Origin of the sequence: Mucilaginibacter sp., from assembly GCF_025359345.1 — a bacterium.
Taxonomy (GTDB): domain Bacteria; phylum Bacteroidota; class Bacteroidia; order Sphingobacteriales; family Sphingobacteriaceae; genus Mucilaginibacter.
This window is the reverse complement of sequence record NZ_JANYGQ010000032.1, coordinates 305862-330288: the sequence shown is the minus strand read 5'-3', so window position 1 is coordinate 330288 and position 24427 is coordinate 305862. Positions and strand designations below refer to the sequence as shown.

Here is a 24427-nt window from a genome sequence, read left to right as displayed (position 1 = left end):
TCCCAGCATATCGGGTAATTGGCTTTTTTCAGAGACCAAATGCCGGCTAAGCGTTCCATTTTCACAGCGGAACACCCCGAACGGTATGGAACATGCTGATTATCAGAATATTTAAATTCTACTTAAATGCAACTATCTGATAATCAATAGTTACGGAATTTTTGCTTTTTGGATGCAATTCTGTAATTTGTTTATAATCAGCGTGTTCCACTTTTGGGGTAATTAAGCAGTTTCTCCCGCCACCCTACTTTCTTTATCAGCAAACCGGTTAATCATCATTGCGGCGACAGTATCACCGGTGGCATTTAGCAAGGTAGCAACCGGGTCGATCAATGTGCCGATGATAATGGCCGGAGGTAATGCTTCAGGTGGAAAACCATAGGCTGAAATAAACAACAACTCGCCAACATAACCGCCGTTGGGTATGCCGCCCTCAACAATGCTTACCAGTACTGTCATGCCCAAGGCAAGCAGGATAACGTCAGGACTGTTAAAACTTTTGCCGAACATCGCGAATACAGCCGCCATTTTCAAGATAGAGGAGATGCTAGAACCATCTTTATGTAAAGTGCCGCCTAAGGGGATGGTTATGCCGGCAATTATATCAGATACGCCCATCTTTTTTGCCCCGTCGAGATTGGCCGGGATGGTCGCTATGCTGCTACACGTACCCACGGCTGTAGCCGACGGAATAATATTATTGCGCCAATATTTTTTTACGCCTTTAACTCCGCCAGCAATAAAGGCATAAATGCTAAAGAATACTGCATAATAAAAAATGCTTACCCCATAGCCGATACCCATCGTATGCGCATAAGTGCCAAACAGCGAGGGCCCGAATACAGCAACCTGGTAAGCAAAATATGCACCAAGGCCGATGGGCCCAAGTTTCATAATGAGTACAAATACATTTTTAAATACCTCGATACCCGAATTTAGAAACCTGCGGAAGTCGGCGCCTTTCTCGCCTGCATTTAAAGTGCCGAAGCCAATTAAAATGGCGAATATGATCATGGCCAGCATGTTTTTGCGCGATAGTAACTGGTAAAACTCGCCGGTAGTGAATAGTTGGGTAATTTGGTCGCCCGAAAGGGCTTTATCTGTGTGATTTGCCGCCGCAGCGCTCAATACAGCCTGCTGGTGAACCGGAAAAATAGTGACTGCCACAATGGTCACCAGCGCAGCAATAAGCACTGTACCCAAAAAAACCAGCGTCATAATTATCATTATCCGGTTTAGTTTTTGGTTACCGTGCAGGTTGGCAATAGCCGATGAGATAGCAAAAAATACCAATGGGATAACTGCAACAAATAGCAGGTTTAAAAATATATCGCCGATAGGCTTAAGCACTTCGGCTTGCTTACCGAGCAGGATACCAGCAAGGCTACCGATGAGGATCCCGCCTATCAGCAAAAACATGCCGCTATAATTTTTTACCCAATTAGCCATACGATGGTTTTGGGTGGTAAGATAGTTATATTATTAAAAAATGTTAAGCGCTATATTATTGTTGTTATAAACCTGACAAAGGCCATACAATCTGTTTGATAAACTGTGTGTGGAACAGCAAAGGTGCCGGCGCAACCAGCCAAAAGAAAACCCAGGCATGAGCCACGATTTTATTGTTTAAAAACAAAACATTGCGACTGGCCAGGGCTTTTTCAACTAAAACCAATAAACCCTGGATTATAAAATATAAAAGCGGCAGGCCGTAACCATGGTTAACCGGAACGCTCAAAGCCAGCTCATGTAGCAAGCCTGAGAATATAAAGGCCAGCATTAAGGCGATTACCGGACCTGTCTTTTTACGCAGCGGGCGAAAAATGGCGATCGAGGTCATTTCGGTAAAAGCTAAATTCCAGCGTTTGCTCCAAAATTCAGCGAGGCTTAAAGCATGCGCAGGTTGTTTGAACAAGAAATAAGTATTGACACCTGATAACCTCCATGAGCCGGCGCTAACGCTTAACAAACCAAAATGTAAGATCAAGCTTAGACCGACGAGCAACATTATGCTAACAATAGTATAAGTCAGATCCTGGTTAAAATGAAAAGAAACAATTAAATGGGCTAACAGGATAAGCACCCCTCCCATTGCCATTCGACTAACTCCAAACCTGATCATCGCCCAGGCGTTGGGAAGCGCCTTTGCGCCAAGTGTTTCAAAAGGTTCGGCCCGCATACCTGCCCAGCCTGTGGCAAAAACAAACCATTGTTTAAAAGTAAGCTTGAGCTTTTTGCCTTTATAACTTTCTGCTACCGCGATAACTTTCATAGCGGTAAATGTTAGCGCAATTAGCGATAGCATCCGGGCAATAGGATAATCGCGCAGAAAGATAAGATAAACGGCAAAAATACTAACGACCAGTAATAGCCAGCTCTGCCAAATCACCCCCCGCTTAATTAACGCGTAGCCAACGAAAGCTACTGCTAAATTTATCAGCCCGAAATAAACAATATGCAGTATAAGTTCCATGCTAGTTTTGATGAAGATTAAAATAAAACGCAAGACCGTAAACCGCACTGAGCGAAATAAATAATAATACTAAAACTACTTCGGCCAGCTTGTTCAATTTTCCCGCGGGAAAGTTAGACCTGTCGAAATAAAAGAATTGGATTAAAACCCGTGACACCCAATAAGCGGCGATAAATCCGTTAATAATTATTGCAAGGTTTGAGCCGTTGGTTAGCTCCCTGTAATCGAACATAGAAAGTAAGCCGAAACAAAGGTTTATGACGAGAATATAAGCGGCATACGTCCAAAACATCTGTTTAATTAATGGCTGAACTTTTACAAGTTCTTTTTTCCAACCAAGTACTTTTGGAATAAACAAGCTACCAATAATCAACGCCACTTGAGCAAGACCGGCGAGGTAAATGAGTTGTTGAATAATTGTTTTGCTGAGTTCCATTTGTATTGATGAGGTTAAATTTCGATACAAATGTAATAAATATATTGAACTTTCAATATCTATTGAAATATAAATTAGTTATCTTTCCTAGGGTCTGCATACTACGCCCTTGCTTTACCGTTGTGGCTAACGGGAATTTGTTTAATTGAAATGAAGCCTGATTATTTCACACCCTGATAGGCATCCACCGCAGGGTCGTCTCTGACAGACCCTGCGGGAACGGTGACGTTCAGATATTACTTAGTTGCCGGCGCCTGCTGCTCCAACTGCCCCATCTTATCAAACATAACCTTAAATGTATTCCACGGCGTATTGTCACCGCCCTGCGGGTTAGCAACGCGGCCATAATAGCCATCCAAAAACTGGCTCGGCGACGACCATATAGTTTCAGCCATCCCGTAAAAACGTGGTTTAAGTTCCTTGCCTGATGTCGCCCTTGCGCGGTAGTAGTTTTCCACCTGGCTCAGTGCTACCTGCGGACGATTCCAGGCGCAGGTTACTACGCGCAGGCCTTTCATAGCGAAATAAACGGCGGTTTGGTTGTCGCGGTCGTATTGCCAGTCGCAAATTACCACATCCCGGGGGATCAATTCTATCGCCTTATAGGTATCGTTGTAGCTTGCAGCCCACTCCCCTATGCCGGTTGTGCGGCCGTCAATCAGGCGATCGCCCCAAATCCAGAGCTCGCGGCCTTTTTCGGCAAGATGGTCGCGGATGGTTTGTACTTCGTTGGCAAACAACACCGCTTTATCCCGACCTGCACAACGCGGGCACTTATCATCGCCCAAATAAAATACTTCATCCATACCGGCGTGGAAAGCACTTGCTTCAAATACATCCAGTACCTCGTCTATTACCTCGAAAACAACCTTATGCACCCCCGGGTGCAACGGGCAATAGCTTTTGCAATACAGGCCATCGGCATTTGGCCATTTATATTCGGCTGCCGTGGCCGGCATTTTTACCCATGGGGTTTCATCAAACTCGGGATAAACCTTCAACAAACTACCTAATTTAGCCGCCCAAGATTGGTGCCCTAAAAGGTTTATCTGTGGTATTATGCTGATGTTATTCTTTTTACACGCCTCAACTATTTTCTTGACATCACTTTTTGAAAGAGCGACAGAATCCCGCAATTCCGGGTGGCTTTTAAACTGGTAATTATAATCCACGCGCAGTATTAATGTATTTATCTTGCGCGGTGCCAGTTCTTCATTTATAAACTTCACAAAATCGGCCACGCCATTTGGTCGCGGGGCAGCTATGGCAAAGCCTTTTACACTGTAAAGGCTATCGGCACCGGGTTTGGCAAACAGGCTGAAAGCAAACAGGTTTGCTAATAACAGCAATAGATATTTAGGATTTTTCATTGGATTGAAGGCTTTAAGATAACCGGAAACTAAGGTAAAAGTAAATACTTCGTTTTGATAGTGAAAATCCCTAATTTTAGGGTCTGTAGTGTAAAAATAGTATAGCAAAACTATTACATGGCAGCATTTTAATATCTTAGAATTATGAAAAATGCTAACCACCACCCTATCCTAGCCATTTGGCAAAAAGTAATACCTGTTGCTTTAGGTATTGCACTTTGCGGCAGTATTGCATCGGCACAAAATAAGCCTGTTATTGACAGCATTATGGCCGAAGAAACCAATCATTCGCAGCTTGAGCTGCTGGCTCACCAGTTATTTGATGGTATCGGCCCGCGGCTTGTGGGCACACCGCAAATGAAACAGGCAAACGACTGGGCGGTTGCCAAATACAAAACCTGGGGTATAGACGCCCATAACGAAAAGTGGGGCGAATGGCGCGGCTGGGAACGCGGCGTATCGCATATCGACATGGTGTCGCCCCGCGTAAAATCGCTGGAAGGAACGCAACTGGCGTGGAGCCCGGGAATGGGTAAAAAGACCGTTACAGCAGAGGTAATAATACTTCCTGACGTGACCGACTCAGTAGCCTTTCAGCAATGGCTGCCAAATGCCAAAGGCAAATTTGTAATGATATCTGTATGCCAGCCGACAGGCCGGCCCGACGATAACTGGAAGGAGTTTGCTACGCCGACCTCTTTCGACAAAATGAAGAAAGATCGCACTGCACTTACCGATGCCTGGAAAAACCGCATCAAAAAAACAGGATTTACCACCCGTACTTTGCCTGTAGCACTGGAAAATGCCGGAGCTGTGGGTATAATTACCAATAACTGGTCGGCAGGATTTGGGGTCGATAAGATATTCAGCGCCTATACTAAAATTGTGCCTACAGTTGATGTGGCGCTGGAAGATTATTGCATGATTTACCGTTTGGCCGAATCGGGCGATAAACCGATGATCAGCATGCACACCGAATCGAAGGAACTGGGTGTGGTACCAACATTTAATACCATCGCCGAAATAAAAGGCACCGAAAAGCCGGACGAGTACGTAATGCTGAGCGCCCACTTCGACTCATGGGATGGCGGCACCGGCGCTACCGATAACGGCACCGGAACACTGACGATGATGGAAGCGATGCGTCTTTTAAAGAAATATTACCCGCACCCTAAACGCACAATATTGGTTGGCCATTGGGGCAGCGAGGAAGAAGGCCTCAACGGTTCGCGAGCATTTGTAGAAGACCATCCCGAAATTGTAAAGAACCTGCAGGCATTGTTTAACCAGGATAACGGCACCGGTCGCGTGGTAAATCTTGGCGGCGCGGGCTATGTTGATTCCAAAGACTACCTTGGCCGCTGGCTTGCTGCCGTGCCCGATACCTTAAAAAATCGAATTAAAACTAACTTCCCCGGCTCACCGGGCGGTGGAGGCTCCGACTTTGCATCGTTTGATGCTGTGGGCGCACCGGGTTTTTCGCTGGGTTCGCTTAACTGGTCGTACGGCGCGTATACATGGCATACTAACCGCGATACCTACGACAAAATTGTTTTCGACGACCTGCGGAGCAACGCCATGCTTGCAGCAATAATGGCCTACATGGCCAGCGAAGACCCTGATAAAACAAAAAATATAAAAGTTGAAGGGGTGAAATGGCCTACGCCTGTGAAAGCGACAAGGAGAGGTGGATTGGATAATAAATAAACGAACGAATTAATGCATATAAAAGCCTTTCAGCGAAAGTTGACAGGCTTTTATATTACCGGCCAGCGAATTCCGCCGATTAAAAACCGTCATTCACCGACTTGTAATTATTCTCTGCAGATTTCCCTTTCAACTTGCACGATCGCTGGCCTATTTTTGATTTTTATTAAATAACAGGGCCATGAATAAGCATACAACAACAGTTACCACCAGCGGTAACTCTATAGATACAAACAGCAACAAAAGCAATATAAAAAGCGAATCGCCATCGGTTGGCGCTAAAATCCGCCATTTAAAAACCAACGATACTAAGTTAAACACCTGGAACTGGCGCATAGAAACCGATACCGCCGAACTGTTTATCGGCATGTTTGGGTAATCCATTCAAATGCCGGTAACGCATGCCACAAGCCGCCAGTTGAGCGGCTTTTTTGTTGCCTGTATTTTGACCCGTAACGCCGGCCAAAACTACATTTGCCTGTTCGCCGACACAAAACCATAATTTACCGACATCTTACCTCCGCCGGCAAGGTTTACCTTCTCATCCTTAGCCGCTTGTGTTAGTTTTGATTAACATTAAAATTTAACAATCATGAACACTCACTCAGCATACGCATTCGCCAATCCGGACGATTATATAAACACCACTACCGTTTTTGGCGGCGTTAAAAAAACTATCCTTTCAAAAGATTTTCGCGGCGGACAGGTAGGCCAGCTTTTTGGCAACACCGAACTTGACTTTACCCACGCCGATCTTGCCGGCGTAGCCATCCTCGATATTCAGCAGGGATTTGGCGAGGTTAAAATAAGAGTACCCAACGACTGGTGGATTGAAACAGATACCACCCAAATTTTTGCGACTGTTGAAGACAAACGTACTAACGTGCAGGAAAGCTTTAATTCCAGTAAAATTTTGGTACTGCGGGGGCCTTCAGTTTTCGGGGTGATCGAGATATTGAGCGGGGAATAGTGTGGTGAGTTGTGGATTGAGAATGGTGAGTTTCAACGCATTCTCTTTTTCATTAGCCCTATCTTAACTGCAAGGCAAAACTGGAGACATTGAAAATCAGCATGTTTCACAGCGTTCCAGGTGTTCCGCGTAGAAAAATGGAACGCTGGAACGCTCCAAAATTTGCAAATCGGACGGATTTTAATTTGAAAACCGAATAACAAATATTGAGTAATGAGGTAAGAAACTTCAGCGTTCGAAATTCAATATTCATTATTTGATATTCAAATTTTTCGTTAGCCGCCGGTCCCTACCCTTTCCATTTCTTCGGTGGCGCTGCCATCGGTTCGTTTGGTGGTTTTGTAGGTTTTGCCAAAACGGTAAGTAAATGACACCGTATACACCCTGCTATCGCGATGAATGATAAAATATTCAGTTGCGTTAGGGAACGAGGTAAAGCCTTCCATGGCGTTGGTATGGAAAATATCGCGGGCGGTAAACCTCAAAGTGCCCTTCTTATTCAGTACAGGCCTGGAAATACCTGCCGATAGCTGACCTGTTGGATACAACAGCTCCTGCACATCGTTCCTGGCTTTGGTGGTGTAAAAACCTGAAATTTCGGCGGTGTAGGTTTTACCCAGCTTAAACTGGTTATTGGCGCTCATATTGAGCTGATTGATATTGCTGGTAAAATCATTCCCGTTAAACCCTTTCAACCGTTTGTAAGTATAGGTTGCCTGCGTAGTGACCGACCACCAATCCGTTGGGGATAAATTCAATGCCATGGACAAGCCAATAGTATAAGTTTTACCCACGTTACCCTGCGAATACAGTAATATGCCCTTAGCGGTATCAGCCAAAAACAACTGCGAAAAATAGTTTTTAATGGTGCTGTATGATATTGACGTGGTGAGCAATTGTTTATACTGATGCGTCAGTTCCAGGTTCCAGCTGTATTGCGGAAGCAGGTAGGCATTACCGGTTTGGTAGGTATATTTATTAATGATGAAATAAAACGGGTTAAGGTTTTGAAATACCGGCCTGTCGATACGGCGGCTGGCGGTAAGCGTAAAACTGTTTGCCGTATCGGCCTGGTAGCTAATGTAGCCGCTTGGGAAAAACTGGCCGTAGTTGCGCGAAAAAGCCGAGTCCTTTTGGATAGCATTACCCAATTGGTGCGCCCTGTAACCCGTGTGTTCATATCGAACGCCAGCCTGTATAGTTACCTTATCCAGTTTTTTCTCAATCGAACTGTATACTGCGCTGATGTTTTCGTGGTATAAAAAGTGATTGCTTTTGGTGTTATCATCAACCCACTGGCCGCCAACCAGGTTTTGATACGCTGCCAGGTTATCAGTATTGCTTTGTGATGATTTTACACCCGCCTCGAAAGTGCTGTTTTTATCAACCTTTAAGGTGTAATCAACCTTGCCAGAGGCGATGTTTATAGTCGTCGGGATGTCGCTGTGCGACTCTTCGGTATAGCCTTCAGGTGCCAAAAGATGGTTGGTAAAATCCTGCAGGCTGCTTATACTATAATGCAGGTAATCGAAATCTGCAGCTAAATCCTGTGAATCGGATATGGTGTGTCTCAAATTTAAATTAGCAGAACCGTTTTTAAAGCGGTTGGTGTTGTTGTTACCTGTAAAAATGGCTGAGTCAACGGCCCCGGCAGGGTTCAGCCAACTCGCAGTAGCCGTGTTATTTCCTGAGCGGTGTATGAGGGTTCCGCCAAGCACAAAGCCAATAGTAGTTTTTGGTCCTACGTAATAATCGAGCCCGGTTTTAACCGTGTTATTAACAAAGGTGCCTTTAAAATATGAGGGTTGCTTCAGCTGCGAAGTAAGATTGCCGGTTTCATCATAATATTTGCGCAGGGCATACAAGTCCGTTAAGTACTGAACAATATTAACGTTGTAATTGAAAAAGGTGTTTATTTTGCCTACCCGGTAATTCAACACCAGGCTGTTGTTGTTTTTAGGGTAAACGCCTTCGCCAACGCTGGTGGTAAACGAGCCGTTAAAACCCCGCATTTTATTCTTTTTTGTTTTGATGTTGATGATACCGGCATTGCCGCTTGCATCATAACGCGCTGTTGGGTTTGCAATCAATTCTATTTGAGATACCTGCGTTGAGCTCATGCTGCTCAGCAAATTATTCAGATCAGCGCCCGACAGGTAAGTTGGCTTGTCGTCAATAGTAATTAACACGCCTGTTTTGCCCTGCAAAGCGATCCCGCCATTTTTGTCGACTGTTACGCCGGGCGATTTTTCCAGGACTTCCAGCACCGTGATCCCGGCATTTGTTACTGATGCGTCAACATTTACTATCACTTTGCCTTTTTGCTGTTCAATTGTTGCCGCATGCGCAGTTACATCTACCTGCTGCAAAACGGCATTCAGCTGTTGTAATTTTATGGTATCTATGCTTTCGGTTGGCAGGTTGTAGTTTCGGGTAGTTTGCGGTTTATAACCCGTGTAAGTAATTATAAATGCATAAGTCCCCGCTTTTACGTTTTCGAACAGCGCTTTACCGTTGGAGTTACTAACCACAATTTTTATAGGTTTGGTATTATTCAGCAATTTTACTGTAGCCCCATCAACAGGTTCCAATTTTTCATTTACGATAAGAATGGAAATATTACTTGTTGCCGGCTGGCACCATGCGCTTAATGATAATAAAGATAAAAAAAGCAAACAAAAAACCTTTTGGAGAGATGGCATCAAATTGTGTTAGTTAATTCTTTATATCGACGGTCGCCCCAAAACAAAGGCGTTGTTATCTTTTAAGCAGATTTTACTATCCTCAAAGTAACACTGCAAAGTATAACTATTGGTAGTTTTTAAATATGTTGATATCACCTTTCGGGGGAGTCTTGAGTCGAGAGTCTTAAGTCGAAAGTCGCAAGCCAAAAAATGCAATGCAAAGAACCGTCGACTTCATACTTTTTCCGTCTTCCGGACTTTACTGACTTTCGGACTTTCCCGTCTTTCCGGACTTCTTAATAAAAACCGCACCCATCAAAGCACCTAAAAACGCGAGCCCGGCTGACGTACGCATTATTTTGGCATAAGCACTGATGAAACTCTCGTGGAACATTTTCTTCATCGTCTGTTCGTCGGTAGTGATGCCATAGGGTACATGTGCATCCCCAAGATTTGACGACTGGGCCATAATCTCCTGCTTTTGCTGGTAATTAAGGTTCACATCTTTTAACCTCGGCTGCAGCGCGCCACTAAAAAACAAAACGGCCAGCGCACCAAAAATCGCGTTAGCAAACACACCGGCAATACGCGAAACAGCATTATTTACGCCCGATGCGGTGCCGGAAAAATGGTCACTAACCGACCCCATTACTGCGGCGGTCAAAGGCGCCACTGTGAACGACATACCCAAGCCAAAGATAATAACCCCCGGGAAGAAGGTTGTCCAGTAATCACCGGGGCCGGCGGTTTGCTTAATAAAAGAAAGCAACAGCAAACCGGCGCCTGCTGCAGCCGGGCCGCAAATCAAAAGCAGCCGCGGGCCAAATTTATCGGCAAGCCCGCCGGCAAAACGTGCCAGGCTGATCATCATAAGGGTAAATGGCAAAAACGTAAGCCCGCTCTGTAACTGGGTGTATCCCTGCACCTGCACCATATTTAACGACATAAAGAGCATACCCGCCCCAAGCCCCGCATATAAAAATAAGGTCAGCAAATTGGCGCCGCTAAAAATGGCGTTGGTAAAAAGCTGCAAAGGCATCATGGGGTGTTTACTTGTTTTTTCAATAATTACAAAGGCTATCAAAAACAAAACACCAGCCGTTAGTGCGATATACACCTGCCAGCTACCCCAGCCAACGGCCGGAACGCGCAAAAAGCCAAAGGTTACCAAAGCCAATCCAAAAGCAATAGCCACAGCACCCGGAAAATCAAGGGACTGATCAACACCCTCATCTTTAGTTTCGTTAACTTTAAACCAAAGCATTATTAAAGCCGCGACGCCTATGGGGAGATTGATAAAAAAAATATACCGCCATAGTCCGGCATCGGCCAATGCGCCGCCCAATACAGGGCCCCCCATGGTTACTACCGTGGTAAATGCCGACCATGTACCAATCGCTTTGCCCCGTTCATTCGGGTTGATGGAGGACGAAATAAGAGAAAGACTGCCGGGAATCATCAATGCGCCGCCTATTCCCTGTAATATCCTGAACGCAATTAAATAAGTAACACCCGGCGCAATGCCACACAAGGCCGAGCCGCAGATAAAAATAAAAATGCCGGCCATAAATATCTTTTTCCGGCCCAGCTTATCCCCTAGCGAGCCGCCTATCAATATCAGTGATGCCAGCATCAACAGGTAAGCATTCAATATCCAAAACAAATCGGCCCCCGAGGCTTGCAGGCTATTTTGCAGCGCAGGTAAAACCACGTTTAGTGCCGTGCCATCTATAAATGCCATAGAGGAAGCGAGTATAGCAGAGACCATTATCCATTTACCGGCAGTACTGTGGAGCGCTACTGTTGCCATAATGCGTTTTTATTGAATTTAATAAAGTGTTAATTTAGAGAAATTAATTTGAGGCCGATGTTTTAATACTTAACGCCTGTTGAATAAATTGTTTTTAAAATGAAGCTGCATAGTTTAAAGCCGGCTGTGTCGATTGCAATCTACCTAAAACAGCGCCATTTGGTAAAGGGATAATGGAGCTGCATAACGAGGTAAAAGGTTAATTTAAGCAGAGATGTGATGCCCTCGTGTCTCTACGGCGGTTTATTATATTTGCCCCATGTTTTCTGCGAATTACCTGGTTTATATTTTTCTTTTAATGGGTGTGGTGCTCAGTATTATTACCCGAAAGCTTACCATCCCCGCCGCCCTGCTTGGCGGACTAACCGGTTTTTTAGTTTATACCGGCGACGGATACACAGGCCTGGCCTTACTGGTTTTATTTTTTGTGCTAGGCTCGGGTGCAACAAGCATTGGGTTAAAAAAGAAACAGCAACTGGGTCTTGCCGAAGCCGATAAAGGCCGCCGCACCGCCGGGCAGGTAATGGCCAACGGCGGTGTTGCAGCGATACTGGGTGGCCTTGCCTGGTATTACCCGGAACACGCACCGATATTACAATTAATGATGGCTGGCAGCCTGGCATCTGCAACTGCCGATACGCTATCGTCTGAACTCGGCACCATACTGGGGCAGAGGTTTTATAACGTCATCACTTTAAAAAAAGACATCCGTGGGCTGAATGGCGTAATAAGTCTTGAAGGTACCCTTGCCGGAATTGCGGGAGCGATGATAATTGCGACTGTTTATTCCATCGGGCATGGCTGGAATATGGAGTTTTTATGGGTTGTTTTGGCCGGAATTATCGGTAACCTGGCCGATTCATTGCTTGGCGCAACTGCCGAACGCAGGCATTTAATTGGCAATAACGTGGTTAATTTTTTAACCACCGCTATCGGCGCAGGCGTTTGCCTGTTGATTTTAAAGACCTAAAAGCTAATTTATTAGCTATAAAACGCGTTTTTATATCACTCCAAAGCAATTAATATGAAACAAGATGCATTAATATCAGTTTTATGGATTATTATGGCTACATTTGCAGCTATTTAACAATCAATATAATGCAAGAAGGAACAGTAAAATTTTTTAATGAAGAAAAGGGTTTTGGATTCATCACCCCAAGCAACGGCGGCAAAGAAGTCTTCGTTCACTCATCAGGACTAATCGACCGCATCCGCGAAAACGATACAGTTCAGTACGAAGTTGAAGAAGGCAGAAAAGGCCCGAACGCAGTAAGAGTAAAAATAGCTTAACAATCTATATAATTATTCGCGAAGCATTTTCCGTAAAAATCGGGAAATGCTTTTTATTTTTCCTTGCTGTTAATCAACAGCACAATTTTCTCTTAAGGAACGATTAATACAATCATCCATTACCGCAGTCTTTTAGCGGCCTAATTCTTTTTTTTTCTATGAGACAGCTCAAGATAACCCAGTCCATAACAAACCGCGAAACCCAATCGTTAGATAAATATTTAACAGAAATTGGTAAGGTCGATCTTATCTCTGCACAGGAAGAAGTTATCCTGGCACAAAAAATACGTGACGGCGACCAGGCAGCATTGGAACGTTTAACCAAAGCAAATTTACGTTTCGTGGTATCGGTAGCTAAGCAATACCAAAACCAGGGCATCACCCTGGGCGATTTAATTAACGAAGGCAACCTTGGTTTAATTAAAGCAGCAAAACGTTTTGACGAAACCAAAGGCTTTAAATTTATATCATATGCCGTTTGGTGGATACGTCAGTCCATCATATCGGCTATATCAGACCAATCACGTTCGGTGCGTTTGCCGCTTAACCAAATTGGAACGCTAAGCAAAATAAGGAAAGTGCAATCGCAGCTTGAGCAGGAGTTTGAGCGCGACCCTACGCCGGAAGAACTTGCCGAAACACTGGAAACAACAGTTGAAAAAATTGCCGATTCATTAAGAAACTCAGGCAGGCAGCTATCTATCGATGCACCTTTTCAACAGGGCGAAGAAGGCACATTGCTCGACGTTATGCAAAACAATGAACCGGGTACCGACAGTTCGCTGATACACGATTCGCTTGCTACAGAGCTAAACCGCTCGTTATCGAAATTAGGCGAGCGTGACCGCGAAGTGCTGGTATTGTTTTACGGCTTAGGCAACAACCATACCCACACGCTCGAAGAAATCGGCGAAAAATTTATCCTTACCCGCGAGCGGGTTCGCCAGATAAAGGATAAAGCTTTACAGCGGATCAAGCAATCATCGCGCAGCGGGGCATTACAATCGTATTTGTAGGCGAAATTTTGTACACAATATTTATCAAAGCCTGTGAGTTCACAGGCTTTTTTTATTTTACTGACTACAATGTTTTTTCAAGTAATTTCAACTTAACCGACCGGTAGTAGCCTTAAGTGCCGCACTAATTGAAGGCACAGCAAGATATATCACCGTGGCATCCATTGATACCAATAACGTAGGCAGGGCCAGCACGGCGAGGGCTATCCATTCTTTGGTTCCGGCTTTGGCTAATTGGTCGGTTTGCATTTATCAAAAGCACCATCTGCAATGTAATAACATACGGTGATAGTGTGCCAACATGGGGCGGCGATAGTGCCAATAAAATTGCAATAAACTTCGTACCTTTATTCACGAAATGAATATTACCCGGAACGACTATCAACGCTTATTTTCGAAATGGCTGCTTGCGGCTGTATTGATATTAAGCTTTTTTACTTTTTCGGGGCCTGGTGTTAGGTCACAACCAAAATTTGCCGCGCAAAAAACCGAAGTAGTTAAGGCAAATGAAAGCTGCTCGGTAAGAACTATTTCTTTCAGCAGGGCATTAAAGCAAATACCATTGGGTTTTAGTCCCTCTGCTATTTTTTCTGCTCGAGTAATTAGCCTTGCCCAAATTCATGGCGTGCTGGCAAAAACGCGGTTTATAAATTGTCAATATTGCACTAGACCGCGTGCCGTCTTTTTTTACCAGCGTAAAACCATCCCCAATAATAACGGCGACGAACCCATCGCGTTAGCATAATACCACCCTCTTTGCCGATAAACGCGGCACAATCAATTTATTTCATTACAGATGCCGGTCAACATACGGCACATTTTTAATATTCGGTATATTATGAAACATTTCAAAAAGGTGTTAAGGCTTTGCGCTTTAAGTCTTTTTTTGGCACTTGCCTTAGCAGGCATGAGCATATTTGGGGTTCCCCCTACACTTAATAGAGACAGAAAAATATTTGCAGATAAAGAATGGGTTATGGAGCAAAACGAAAAAACCAATTCGGAAGAGAGCGGGGCGGAAAAATTAAAGTTTTAAATATTTACTCTTTTTAATCACTGAGATAGTGCAGAAGGCACAAAGAGGTAGAAAAAATCTTTGTAGACTCTGTGCGTTCTCAGTGCCGTCTGTGGCTATTTTTTACCTCCACGGTTGTCTTTCTATGTTAATTTTAATCTCCATATTTATCAAATGAAAAAATACTATATCCTTATCACCCTGTTTTTTATTGGGCTAATCGGTTCGGCAATTGCACCACATGATTATTTTACCTGGATACTGGAGGTCTTCCCGGCCATCATAGGTTTTGTTATCCTCGCCCTAACATTTAAGGGTTTTAGGTTTAGTTATTTAACCTATTATTTTATACTCGTCCATTGTTTTATCCTATTCGTTGGCGGGCATTATACCTACGCGCAGGTTCCGTTGTTTAACTGGATTAGGGATATTTTCCATCAAAGCCGCAATAATTACGATAAGCTTGGTCACTTCGCCCAGGGTTTTATTCCCGCCATGATAGTTCGCGAGATTTATATCCGGAAAAACATCATTCAAAGAAAATCGTGGATGCCATTTTTAACAGTGGTAGTTTGTATGGCCATCAGCATGTGTTATGAATTTTTGGAATGGTTTGTTTCGATTGCTTCCGGTTCGTCGGGCGATTCGTTTTTAGGTACCCAGGGCGATGTTTGGGACACGCAATCAGATATGCTTTTTGCAACTATCGGCGCTATTTGCATGGTTGTTTTTATGTCGAAATTACAGGATAAAAATATAAAACATTTAACAAAAACAATATAGCCGGAAACAAATGGCGTATACACTACGTATTGTATAACATGGATTTAAACGGTGCTACGTTAATATTCCCCCATCAATTATTTGAACAGCATCCCGCAGTAAATCCCGACCGCCCTGTTTACCTGGTAGAGGAAACTTTATTTTTCAATCAATATAATTTCAACAAGAAAAAGTTGATGCTGCATCGTGCCTCGATGAAATGGTACGCGCGTTACCTATCTGAAAAAAACATAGTTGTAAATTATATCGATGCAACCAGCAATCTGTCTGACGTCAGGTTGTTACTGCATGACCTCTCGCGTAAGGGTATAAATCAAATATTTTACGCTGATGCTGCCGATAACTGGCTAAACAGCCGGATACTCCGGGAATGTAAAAAGCTAAAAATAGACGTTAGAACGTATAAATCGCCTAACTTTTTAAACGCCGCCGGGGAGGTTGCCGGATTTTTCGATGAACGAAAAACTTATTTCCAGACAGATTTTTACAAAAACCAGCGTAAGCTGCGGAAAATACTTTTGGAAGGAGCTGAACAGCCTGTTGGCGGCAAGTGGACTTATGATGTCGATAATCGCCTTAAATTTCCGAAAAACGGTGCGGTGCCTTTACTTGAAGTGCCCGCTGACAACGAATTTACTATCGCGGCTAAGACATGGGTCGATAAAAACTTCCCAAACAATTACGGCGCCACCACATCGCCATTCGGCAATATTGGCGGATTTTATCCAACAAATTTTGCCGACGCAGAAAAATGGCTTGACGATTTTTTAAGCCACCGGCTGGCTAACTTCGGCATTTATGAAGACGCAATGGTTGCCAACGAAAGTTTCCTGTACCATTCCATACTTACACCAATGCTTAATATCGGGCTACTTAACCCGCAGCAAATAATCGACAAAGCGTTGCAGGCAGCCTCAGATAATGAAATACCGCTTAATTCGTTGGAAGGCTTCATCAGGCAGGTATTAGGCTGGCGCGAATTTGTACATATTGTGTATGAACGGGAAGGAAGTAAACAGCGCACTAAAAACTATTGGAAGTTTACACGCAAAATTCCAAAAACGTTTTGGACCGGAACAACCGGTATATCACCGGTGGATAAAGTTATAAAAAAAGTACTGGCAACAGGTTATTCTCATCACATTGAACGCCTGATGGTTATGGGGAATTTTATGCTACTCTGTGAATTTGACCCCGACGATGTTTACCGCTGGTTTATGGAAATGTATATTGATGCTTACGATTGGGTGATGGTGCCCAACGTTTATGGGATGACCCAATTTGCCGATGGCGGGCTTATGATGACCAAACCGTACATTAGCGGCAGCAATTACCTAATGAAAATGGGCGATTGGAAAAAGGGCCCCTGGCAGGATACCTGGGACGGTTTATTCTGGCGGTTTATGCATGTGCATCGCAGTTTTTTTTTACAGAACCCACGCCTGGGTATGCTCGTCAAAACTTTTGATAACATGCCTGCAGATAAAAAAAATACGCATTTAAATAATGCTGAACAGTTTTTGACACTTCTAAATAAATGATAGCTTTTTTGTTGATCAATCAGGCTTTTCCAAATAAAGTTGTAGTTACAAAGGCAATATCATAGTTTTAGCTATAATTAAACTGACCCATTAACAAATCAGACATGAAACACTATTACTTTAAAACCATTCTTTCGGCGCTTATGCTGGCAAGCGTAAGCCTTTACGCCCAACAGGAAGCTGTTGACACCGCCGCATTCGGCAAAATCAGGCGGGCCGAGATGTCAAACTCGCATATTCCGTCTATCGCTCACTATATTACTGACGTTTCGGGACCGAGGCTAACCAATTCACTAGGTTACAAGCGCGCAGGCATGTGGGCCGTGGAAACCATGAAAAAATGGGGCATGACAAATGCAGCCATGGAGCCATGGGGCGATTTTGGCAAAGGCTGGGAAATACAGGATTTCAGCATATCATTTAAAGCGCCTTATTCACAATCGATAATTGCTTATCCTGAGCCATGGAGTGGCAACACTAATGGCGAGATACATGGCGAGGTGGTGGTACTACCAGCTGCAAATGCTATGGATACCGCTTATATTATTAAACACGCTGCTGATTTTAAGGGAAAATTTGTTTTGATAGCAGGCGGCGCGCCAAGCTACGAGCAGGATTATAAACCTTCATCAGAGCGCCTGGCTGATACAGCCCTGGCTAATATGAAGGATACCTACATGCTGAGCAGGGAAATGCTGGAAGGCTTTCTAAAATATTTTAATACTATTGCCCGGGTGCCGATACTTATCCAGCAATCGGGCGCATTGGCAATTTTGACCACCGGCGGCGAAAACCGTAACGGGACCGTTTTTGTACAGGGCCTTATCGGTTACAAAACCAACAGCGAAAAAAGTGTGGTAAAAGTTGCTATATCTTCAGAAGACGGGCAGCGCATTAAACGTTTACTAGCATCCGGCCAAAAGGTTGAACTGAACCTTAATGTAAAAGCAAAGTTTAACGATTCGGACATAAAAGGTTATAATGTAGTAGGCGAAATCCAGGGAACTGATCCAAAGCTTAAATCGCAACTGGTGATGCTGGGCGGCCACATGGACGCCTGGGCTTCATCAACCGGTGCAACGGACAATGGCGCAGGCTGTATTGTAATGCTTGAGGCTGTTCGCTTGCTGGATTCGCTGGGTTTAAAACCAAAACGCACTATCCGCATAGCATTATGGGGTGGCGAAGAACAGGGTTTGCTGGGCTCATATGGCTACGTAAAAAACCATTACCGTGGCACCGACCTGGTTTTAAAACCTGAGGCTGCAAAAGTATCGGCGTATTTCAACCTTGACAATGGTACCGGTAAAATCCGCGGTATTTTCGCACAGGGCAATACTGCCATTGCTCCAATTTTCCAGGAATGGTTTAAACCGTTTGCCGATTTAGGCGCCAGCACCGTCACACTGAAAAACACAGGTTCAACCGATCACCTTTCATTCGATTGGGCAGGTATTCCGGGTTTTCAGTTTATCCAGGATCCGATAGATTACGAGACCCGCACACATCATAGCAATATGGACAACTACGACCACCTTAAAATAGAAGACCTTAAACAAGCTGCTGTAATTGTGGCATCATTTGTTTACCAGGCAAGTATGCGGCCTGATATGTTACCACGCAAAGCTCCTGAGAAAGGAACATTTGTATTTGATGGCTTGTAGTATCAGCTTCCGATAACAAATAAAAAGCCGACTTGCAATAACTGCAGGCGGCTTTTTGTTTAGTTAGTTTGTTTTGTTATTCTGCAGCAGCAGCTTCGTTCACCATGCTTTCTGCGGCCTGAGTTAAAGCTTCGTCTGTGGCTTTTTCGTTATCAAGCGTTTGTTGCAACAGGTCAGCCACTTCGGTATGACCCATAGTTTGTGCAAACGTGCGTAATGACCCGTATGTTGCAATTTCATAATGTTCAACTTTTTGGGCTGCTAATATTAAGCCGGCATCGCGGGTATGGGTACCTTTGTCCGTGTCTTCAATAATACTGGTAGCTTCGGCAAGCAAGCCTTCCATGGCATCACATTTTTTCGCTACTGCTTTTTCGTCAAGCAGTGCAAATACCTGCTCCAGTGTTTCAACATGTGTTTGTGTTTCCTGGGTGTGTTTTTCAAACGCTGCAGCTAAATCGCTGCTGGTTGCGGCCTTCTGCATTTTAGGCAGGGCCTTTACAAGGTGTTTCTCGGCCCAGTAAATGTCTTTAAGTTCGTCAACAAAGAATTTGTGAAATTCTGAGTCTTCCATTTTACCGGTTAAACCGGCAGGTTTTGTGTTTGCTGTTTTAGTAGCCATGTTTTTTAGTTTTAAATAGATGTATATGTACATTAAGCAACCAGAATACCGATCCCTTTGTTTTAACTTTCAATATATTTTATTTCAAATTAACTTATTTTACTCATGTACTAATACTATTAAATTAACTCAAACCAGCATGGGATGCTTTGCTTTTGCAACAAAAACCTGTAGTTTTTAAAATATCATTGTAGCGTTACGCGTTTTTTATCCGTAATGTGTAGTATAAATTATTTGTAACTATTAAATATGAAAAACTTTAAAAACAATTCGAAAAGATCAGTGGCGGGGCTTTTTGCTGTTTGCTTATTATCATTAACGCTATCATCCTGTCTGAAAGACCATAGCACAGTACCTGCAACCCCTGTGGCGTTGCTAAGTGTTATACAGGACTCACCTGGTCAAACACCGCTGGATTTTACACTTGATGGCATGCGTGTAAATGCCAACCAGATAGTTTATGGTGGTGGGCTCGACTATTTCAGGGCCTATGTGGGTAAAAGGACCGGAGCTTTCACACGGTCGGGAACAGGAAGCACTATTTTTAGCGATACTTTAACGCTTAAACAAAACTTCGCCTATACACTTTGCCTTGTAGGCAAATCGGCTACACCAGGTTTCCTTGTTTTAACCGATGCCATCACTCAGCCCGCATCAGGCAGCGCTAATTTAAGGTTTGTAAATCTTAGCCCGGATGCGCCCGCAGTTGATTTTGCAGTAAAAGACGGGGCCGTACTGGTAGCAAATAAAGGATTTAAAGAATTTTCAGATTTTACACCAATAGTCGGCAAAACTTACACTTTTGAGATAAGGCAGGCAGGCACAAACACTGTGTTGACTACATTAACCAACGTAAGCATTAACAGCGGTTATGTTTACACCATTTACCTGCGAGGACTTGCAGGTGCTACCGATGCTACTAAATTGACTGCTGATTTAATTACAAACGCTTACCCAAGCTTAAACTAATATTAACTACCTATAGTACACTTTAAGAGACCCGCCCAAAAAAGGCGGGTTTCTTTTTTGCCTGCTAATTTACACCCGTTAAATATCGGCCAAAAGGTAATAGCTTAATTAAGCGCAAAATCAATATCGACATCAATAACACCGCTAAAACAGTAACCGGCACTCCCCAAACAGGAGATGTTTTTGCTATGTTCACATTAGTTCTTTCCAAAAACAACACTAACAGTGGATGAATCAGGTATATCCCAAAGCTATAGTCAGAAATTAGTTGCACAATTGAGGTAACAGCTTTTGATACAGGCATGCGAACGTGTTTAACAAAAATAAAAATTCCCGCCGCCATCATCGCCACATTTACACTGGCGTATTCATAAAAAATAGCATTGAGAGCACCGGTATGCACCGACCAAAAATAAGTGCCAAAAAAAGTAATTAAAAACCCGGCAAAAAAAATCGCAGCAGCATAAATCTTTACGCGTTTTGTGTTAAATGTTTTTATAGTTAGATAATGGCCTAAAATAAAATACCCGATGTAGGCAGGGAAATTAATGAATAGCGATGCGATCCCCATTTTGTTTAGAATGGGCGCATTTAACAACAGACCCGCCAGCCATAAAATTAAATAATATGATATGTCGGCGGGCAATGCGTGTTTTATCCATTTGCTAATAATTGGCGTTGCCAGGTAAATGCCAATAAGCACGTATACAAACCACAGGTGGAAATAAGCGCCGTTGATAACAGACAATACAATGAATTTGAAAATATGCCCGCTTTGCAGTAAACCCCGGTCAATTATATTAAACAGTATAAAAACCGCTGTCCAAAATGCAAACGGCGGAATAATTCTTGTCGCTCTTTTTCGGAGAAACTCACTAGTTGAATAAGTTTTGGGTAAAATCAGGCTTCCTGAAACCATAATAAACATTGGCACAGAACATCTTGATATTGAATCGTAAAAATTTCCCGTCCACCAGTTTAAATCCGGGTTAATGGAGAAATTACCTACCGCGCTGCTGCAATGGATGGTAATTACTAAAATGATGGCTAAAGCCCTTAAAAAGTCGGGCCAAAATAAATGGGGTCGCTTACTTTCCAAATCAGATCTTATCACATGGTGAATGTACAAAAGAAATGTTAACCGAAAAGTTTATCATCCTCGCAGCATTGTAGATTAATTAAGTGGTGAGTGTAACAATTTTGATCCGATATTAAATAAACAGTTAAAATTTCATCATATTTAGTTAGTTAATAATCGGCTATGAAGAAATTTTTACTTCCTGTATTTATCCTCGTTGCATTCTATAACGCTTCCGCACAAAATACCGCTAAAAAGCCGCTCGACCATTCGGTTTATGATGCCTGGCAGAGCATAGATAATGAGCATATCAGCAACGATGGTAAATGGATTATTTATGTAATTAAGCCACAACAAGGTGATGCCAATCTTGTGATAACCGATCCCAAAAACAGCAGCAAATTCCAGGTACCAAGGGCAGATACTGCCCGCCTGACATTCGACTCAAAGTTTGCTGTTTGCCTCATAAAACCTTTCTTTAAAGACATCCGCCAGGCAAAAATAAAAAAGAAAAAACCTGCCGAGTTTCCAAAAGACACGTTGGGCATAATTACGCTGGGTAAAAATACCGTTGAAAAAGTGCCGGCTATCCGCTCGTTTAAAATAGCCGAAAAAGCCCCGGTAATTGCTTACCTATCCCCTGCTGATACGGTAAAGAAAGCAGCCGCTGCCGACACCTCTAAAAAAGCTATTGCCACAACCATAGCCCCGCCAACACGTGAAGGTGCAGAGTTATCGGTAAAACAATTGCTTACCGGCAAAACCCGCGTGTTTGAATATGTTACCGAATACCAGCTTAGTAAAAATGGCAAGTTGCTGGCGTTTGCGGTAACAGTGCCTAAAAAACCGAAGGACGTGAAATCGGGTATGTATTTATATGATATTGATAAGGATAGCCTGAAAATGATAAGTGCCGGCAGGGGCAATTATCGCAACCTCACTTTTGACGATGCCGGTAAGCAACTGGCATTCACTGCAGAGAAAAATCCGGAAAAAGCGCCTGTAAAACCCTTTAAACTTTATTACTATAACACAACCAGAGATACTGCCGATATCTCAGCGGGGCCAAATTCATTAGGCATGCCTGAGAAATGGGCCGCCAGTGGCGACGGCAAAGTGTTTTTCAGTAAGAGCGGTAACGCGCTTTATTTTGGTACTGCCCCTATCCCAAAACCAATTGATACCACGATAGTTGATTTTGAGGTTGCCAAGCTGGATATATGGAATTATAAAGACGACTACCTGCAACCTCAGCAATTAAAAAACCTGCAGCGGGAATTGCGGCGGAGCTATACGGCCATCATCCGTCCGAATGTTGGCGATAAGGAAACTGTAATGCTGGGTGATTTGAACATGCGTGATATTTTAATGCCAGACAACAATGATGCTGGTTTTGTTTTGGGCCTTACTGACACAGGAGCCCGCGTTCAAAGTCAGTGGGAAGGCGGCTCGGGCCAGGAAGCATACCTTATTAATACCCGCACCGGCGGCCGTGTGCGTATAAACGATAGACTAAAAGCCCGTTACAGCATTTCTCCTGATGGGAAATATGTGGTTTGGTTTGATAGCAAAGACCAAAACTGGCACAGTTATTCCATCGCGACAGCAAAAAAAACGAATTTAACGCAGGCCACCGGCGTAAAAATGGGTGAAGAAGAAAATGATGTTCCGGACGACCCATCGCCGTACGGATTATCTGCATGGGAAGAACACGATAAAAACGTGCTGATTTACGATCGTTACGACATTTGGAGCATTAACCCAGAAACCGGCAGCGCCGTAAGTTTAACAAATGGCGTTGGTCGCAAAAACAAAATTATCTTCCGTTATAACAGCGCCGATCCGGAGCAGAAGTTTATACCCTCAAAAAGTATGCTTTGGTTAATTGCACAGGATGAGCGGACCAAACAATGGGGCTATTATAAAAAGGAACTTGGCGGCATGACTGAACCGGAGAAAATAATTATGGCACCCAATGGCTATAGCAGCCTTCAAAAAGCCAAAAATTCTCCGGCGGTTATTTACACAAAATTCAGCTACCAACAGTCGCCTGATCTGTATGTTTCTTCAGATTTGAAAAAGGAGACCCGGCTTAGCGCCATTAATCCGCAACAGGCAGAATACAACTGGGGTACGGCAGAATTAGTGGAATGGACCACCCCAAAAGGTTTTCATTCAAAAGGAATATTGTACAAACCTGAAAATTTCGACCCGGCAAAAAAATACCCGATGATAGCTTATTTTTACGAGAAGCTGTCAGAAGGTTTGTATAGCTACATCCCCCCTGCTCCTACGCCATCGCGCTTGCCTATCTCATTTTTTGTGAGCAACGGGTACTTGGTTTTTGCACCCGACATCAGCTACCAAACCGGCCATCCCGGCGCATCGGCGGTGGAATTTGTGAATTCTGGGATAGAGGCGTTAAAAAAAAATTCGTGGGTTGATGGTACACACATCGGCATACAGGGCCAAAGCTGGGGCGGATACCAGGTTGCTTATTTGATTACGCAAACCAATATGTATGCAGCAGCGTGGGCCGGCGCACCGGTTGCAAACATGACATCGGCCTATGGCGGTATCCGCTGGGAAAGCGGCGTAAACCGCCAGTTTCAGTACGAAAAAACTCAAAGTCGTATTGGCGCTACCTTATGGGAAAAACCAGATCTGTATATTGAAAACTCGCCTCTCTTTCAATTACCAAAGGTTAAAACTCCAGTAATGATCATGTCGAACGATGCGGATGGCGCTGTGCCGTGGTACCAGGGTATTGAGATGTTTACCGCATTACGCAGGTTAGGCAAACCTGTTTGGCTGCTGCAATACAACGGCGAGGCGCATAACCTTGTTCAGCGGCAAAACCGCAAGGATATCTCTATCCGTGAACAACAATTCTTCGACCACTTTTTAAAAGGCGCCCCCATGCCGGTTTGGATGGATAAGGGCGTGCCAGCCATTGACAAGGGAAGAGATTGGGGATTTGAGTTGGAGAAATAGACTTT

Annotated in this window: 22 protein-coding genes; 13 read left to right on the top strand and 9 right to left on the bottom strand. The window is 43.7% G+C overall.

Annotation, left to right across the window (positions count from 1 at the left end):
* Positions 1–222: 222 nt before the first annotated feature.
* The 4 genes from Q0R52_RS21890 to Q0R52_RS21875 form a co-directional block, all read right to left on the bottom strand.
* Entirely contained in the window at positions 223–1449 is a 1227-nt protein-coding gene (locus Q0R52_RS21890) for a dicarboxylate/amino acid:cation symporter (protein WP_295798549.1), read from the bottom strand.
* A gap of 64 nt (positions 1450–1513) precedes the next feature.
* A complete protein-coding gene (locus Q0R52_RS21885) occupies positions 1514–2473 on the bottom strand; it encodes an MBOAT family protein (protein ID WP_295798546.1) in 960 nt (319 codons plus the stop codon).
* 1 nt (position 2474) lies between these two features.
* Positions 2475–2909 carry a hypothetical protein gene (locus tag Q0R52_RS21880; protein ID WP_295798545.1) on the bottom strand — a complete coding sequence of 145 codons (435 nt, stop codon included), beginning with the start codon at positions 2907–2909 and terminating at the stop codon, positions 2475–2477.
* A gap of 236 nt (positions 2910–3145) precedes the next feature.
* Positions 3146–4279, bottom strand: a complete 1134-nt coding sequence (locus Q0R52_RS21875) for a family 20 glycosylhydrolase (protein WP_295798542.1) — start codon at positions 4277–4279, stop codon at positions 3146–3148.
* A gap of 144 nt (positions 4280–4423) precedes the next feature.
* Here Q0R52_RS21875 and Q0R52_RS21870 point away from each other — a divergent pair, with 144 nt between their 5' ends.
* The 3 genes from Q0R52_RS21870 to Q0R52_RS21860 all read left to right on the top strand — a co-directional run bounded on the left by Q0R52_RS21870 (position 4424) and on the right by Q0R52_RS21860 (position 6956).
* Positions 4424–5986, top strand: a complete 1563-nt coding sequence (locus Q0R52_RS21870; protein ID WP_295798539.1) for a M20/M25/M40 family metallo-hydrolase — start codon at positions 4424–4426, stop codon at positions 5984–5986.
* A gap of 181 nt (positions 5987–6167) precedes the next feature.
* Positions 6168–6365 (top strand): hypothetical protein, encoded by a 198-nt coding sequence (locus tag Q0R52_RS21865; RefSeq protein WP_295798536.1) that lies wholly within the window; start codon positions 6168–6170, stop codon positions 6363–6365.
* A gap of 213 nt (positions 6366–6578) precedes the next feature.
* A complete protein-coding gene (locus Q0R52_RS21860; RefSeq protein ID WP_295798533.1) occupies positions 6579–6956 on the top strand; it encodes a LiaF domain-containing protein in 378 nt (125 codons plus the stop codon).
* 275 nt (positions 6957–7231) lie between these two features.
* On the opposite strand, the gene Q0R52_RS21855 is transcribed toward Q0R52_RS21860, so the two are convergent.
* Entirely contained in the window at positions 7232–9658 is a 2427-nt protein-coding gene (locus Q0R52_RS21855) for an outer membrane beta-barrel family protein (protein WP_295798530.1), read from the bottom strand.
* A gap of 241 nt (positions 9659–9899) precedes the next feature.
* Entirely contained in the window at positions 9900–11450 is a 1551-nt protein-coding gene (locus Q0R52_RS21850) for an MFS transporter (protein WP_295798527.1), read from the bottom strand.
* 259 nt (positions 11451–11709) lie between these two features.
* Between Q0R52_RS21850 and Q0R52_RS21845 the strand changes: the two genes are divergently transcribed.
* From Q0R52_RS21845 to Q0R52_RS21835, 3 genes are all read left to right on the top strand, one after another.
* A complete protein-coding gene (locus Q0R52_RS21845; RefSeq protein WP_295798525.1) occupies positions 11710–12420 on the top strand; it encodes a DUF92 domain-containing protein in 711 nt (236 codons plus the stop codon).
* Between the two features lie 128 nt (positions 12421–12548).
* Complete coding sequence (locus tag Q0R52_RS21840; RefSeq protein ID WP_252793253.1) at positions 12549–12740, top strand: cold-shock protein; 192 nt, start codon at positions 12549–12551, stop codon at positions 12738–12740.
* Positions 12741–12898: 158 nt separating this feature from the next.
* Positions 12899–13756, top strand: a complete 858-nt coding sequence (locus Q0R52_RS21835; protein WP_252793254.1) for an RNA polymerase sigma factor RpoD/SigA — start codon at positions 12899–12901, stop codon at positions 13754–13756.
* A gap of 87 nt (positions 13757–13843) precedes the next feature.
* On the opposite strand, the gene Q0R52_RS21830 is transcribed toward Q0R52_RS21835, so the two are convergent.
* Positions 13844–14005, bottom strand: a complete 162-nt coding sequence (locus Q0R52_RS21830; RefSeq protein WP_295798520.1) for a hypothetical protein — start codon at positions 14003–14005, stop codon at positions 13844–13846.
* A gap of 109 nt (positions 14006–14114) precedes the next feature.
* Between Q0R52_RS21830 and Q0R52_RS21825 the strand changes: the two genes are divergently transcribed.
* From Q0R52_RS21825 to Q0R52_RS21805, 5 genes are all read left to right on the top strand, one after another.
* Positions 14115–14501, top strand: a complete 387-nt coding sequence (locus Q0R52_RS21825) for a hypothetical protein (RefSeq protein WP_295798518.1) — start codon at positions 14115–14117, stop codon at positions 14499–14501.
* 93 nt (positions 14502–14594) lie between these two features.
* On the top strand, positions 14595–14792 hold the full coding sequence (locus tag Q0R52_RS21820; RefSeq protein ID WP_252793256.1) for a hypothetical protein: 198 nt from the start codon (positions 14595–14597) through the stop codon (positions 14790–14792).
* Positions 14793–14945: 153 nt separating this feature from the next.
* Positions 14946–15554, top strand: coding sequence for a DUF2238 domain-containing protein (locus Q0R52_RS21815; RefSeq protein ID WP_295798515.1), 609 nt, complete (start codon positions 14946–14948; stop codon positions 15552–15554).
* 38 nt (positions 15555–15592) lie between these two features.
* Positions 15593–17095 (top strand): cryptochrome/photolyase family protein, encoded by a 1503-nt coding sequence (locus Q0R52_RS21810; RefSeq protein ID WP_295798512.1) that lies wholly within the window; start codon positions 15593–15595, stop codon positions 17093–17095.
* A 104-nt stretch (positions 17096–17199) separates the two neighbouring features.
* On the top strand, positions 17200–18759 hold the full coding sequence (locus Q0R52_RS21805; protein WP_295798509.1) for a M20/M25/M40 family metallo-hydrolase: 1560 nt from the start codon (positions 17200–17202) through the stop codon (positions 18757–18759).
* A 76-nt stretch (positions 18760–18835) separates the two neighbouring features.
* Here Q0R52_RS21805 and Q0R52_RS21800 read toward each other — a convergent pair whose 3' ends face one another.
* Positions 18836–19381 carry a ferritin-like domain-containing protein gene (locus Q0R52_RS21800; RefSeq protein ID WP_295798507.1) on the bottom strand — a complete coding sequence of 182 codons (546 nt, stop codon included), beginning with the start codon at positions 19379–19381 and terminating at the stop codon, positions 18836–18838.
* Positions 19382–19630: 249 nt separating this feature from the next.
* Here Q0R52_RS21800 and Q0R52_RS21795 point away from each other — a divergent pair, with 249 nt between their 5' ends.
* Positions 19631–20350: a DUF4397 domain-containing protein gene (locus Q0R52_RS21795; RefSeq protein ID WP_295798504.1), complete on the top strand. Its 720-nt coding sequence runs from the start codon at positions 19631–19633 to the stop codon at positions 20348–20350.
* Between the two features lie 64 nt (positions 20351–20414).
* Here the strand turns inward: Q0R52_RS21795 and Q0R52_RS21790 are convergent, their stop codons facing one another.
* Positions 20415–21449: an acyltransferase family protein gene (locus Q0R52_RS21790; RefSeq protein ID WP_295798501.1), complete on the bottom strand. Its 1035-nt coding sequence runs from the start codon at positions 21447–21449 to the stop codon at positions 20415–20417.
* A 162-nt stretch (positions 21450–21611) separates the two neighbouring features.
* On the opposite strand from Q0R52_RS21790, the gene Q0R52_RS21785 reads away from it, so the two are divergent.
* Positions 21612–24422 carry a prolyl oligopeptidase family serine peptidase gene (locus tag Q0R52_RS21785; protein ID WP_295798499.1) on the top strand — a complete coding sequence of 937 codons (2811 nt, stop codon included), beginning with the start codon at positions 21612–21614 and terminating at the stop codon, positions 24420–24422.
* Positions 24423–24427 lie beyond the last annotated feature (5 nt).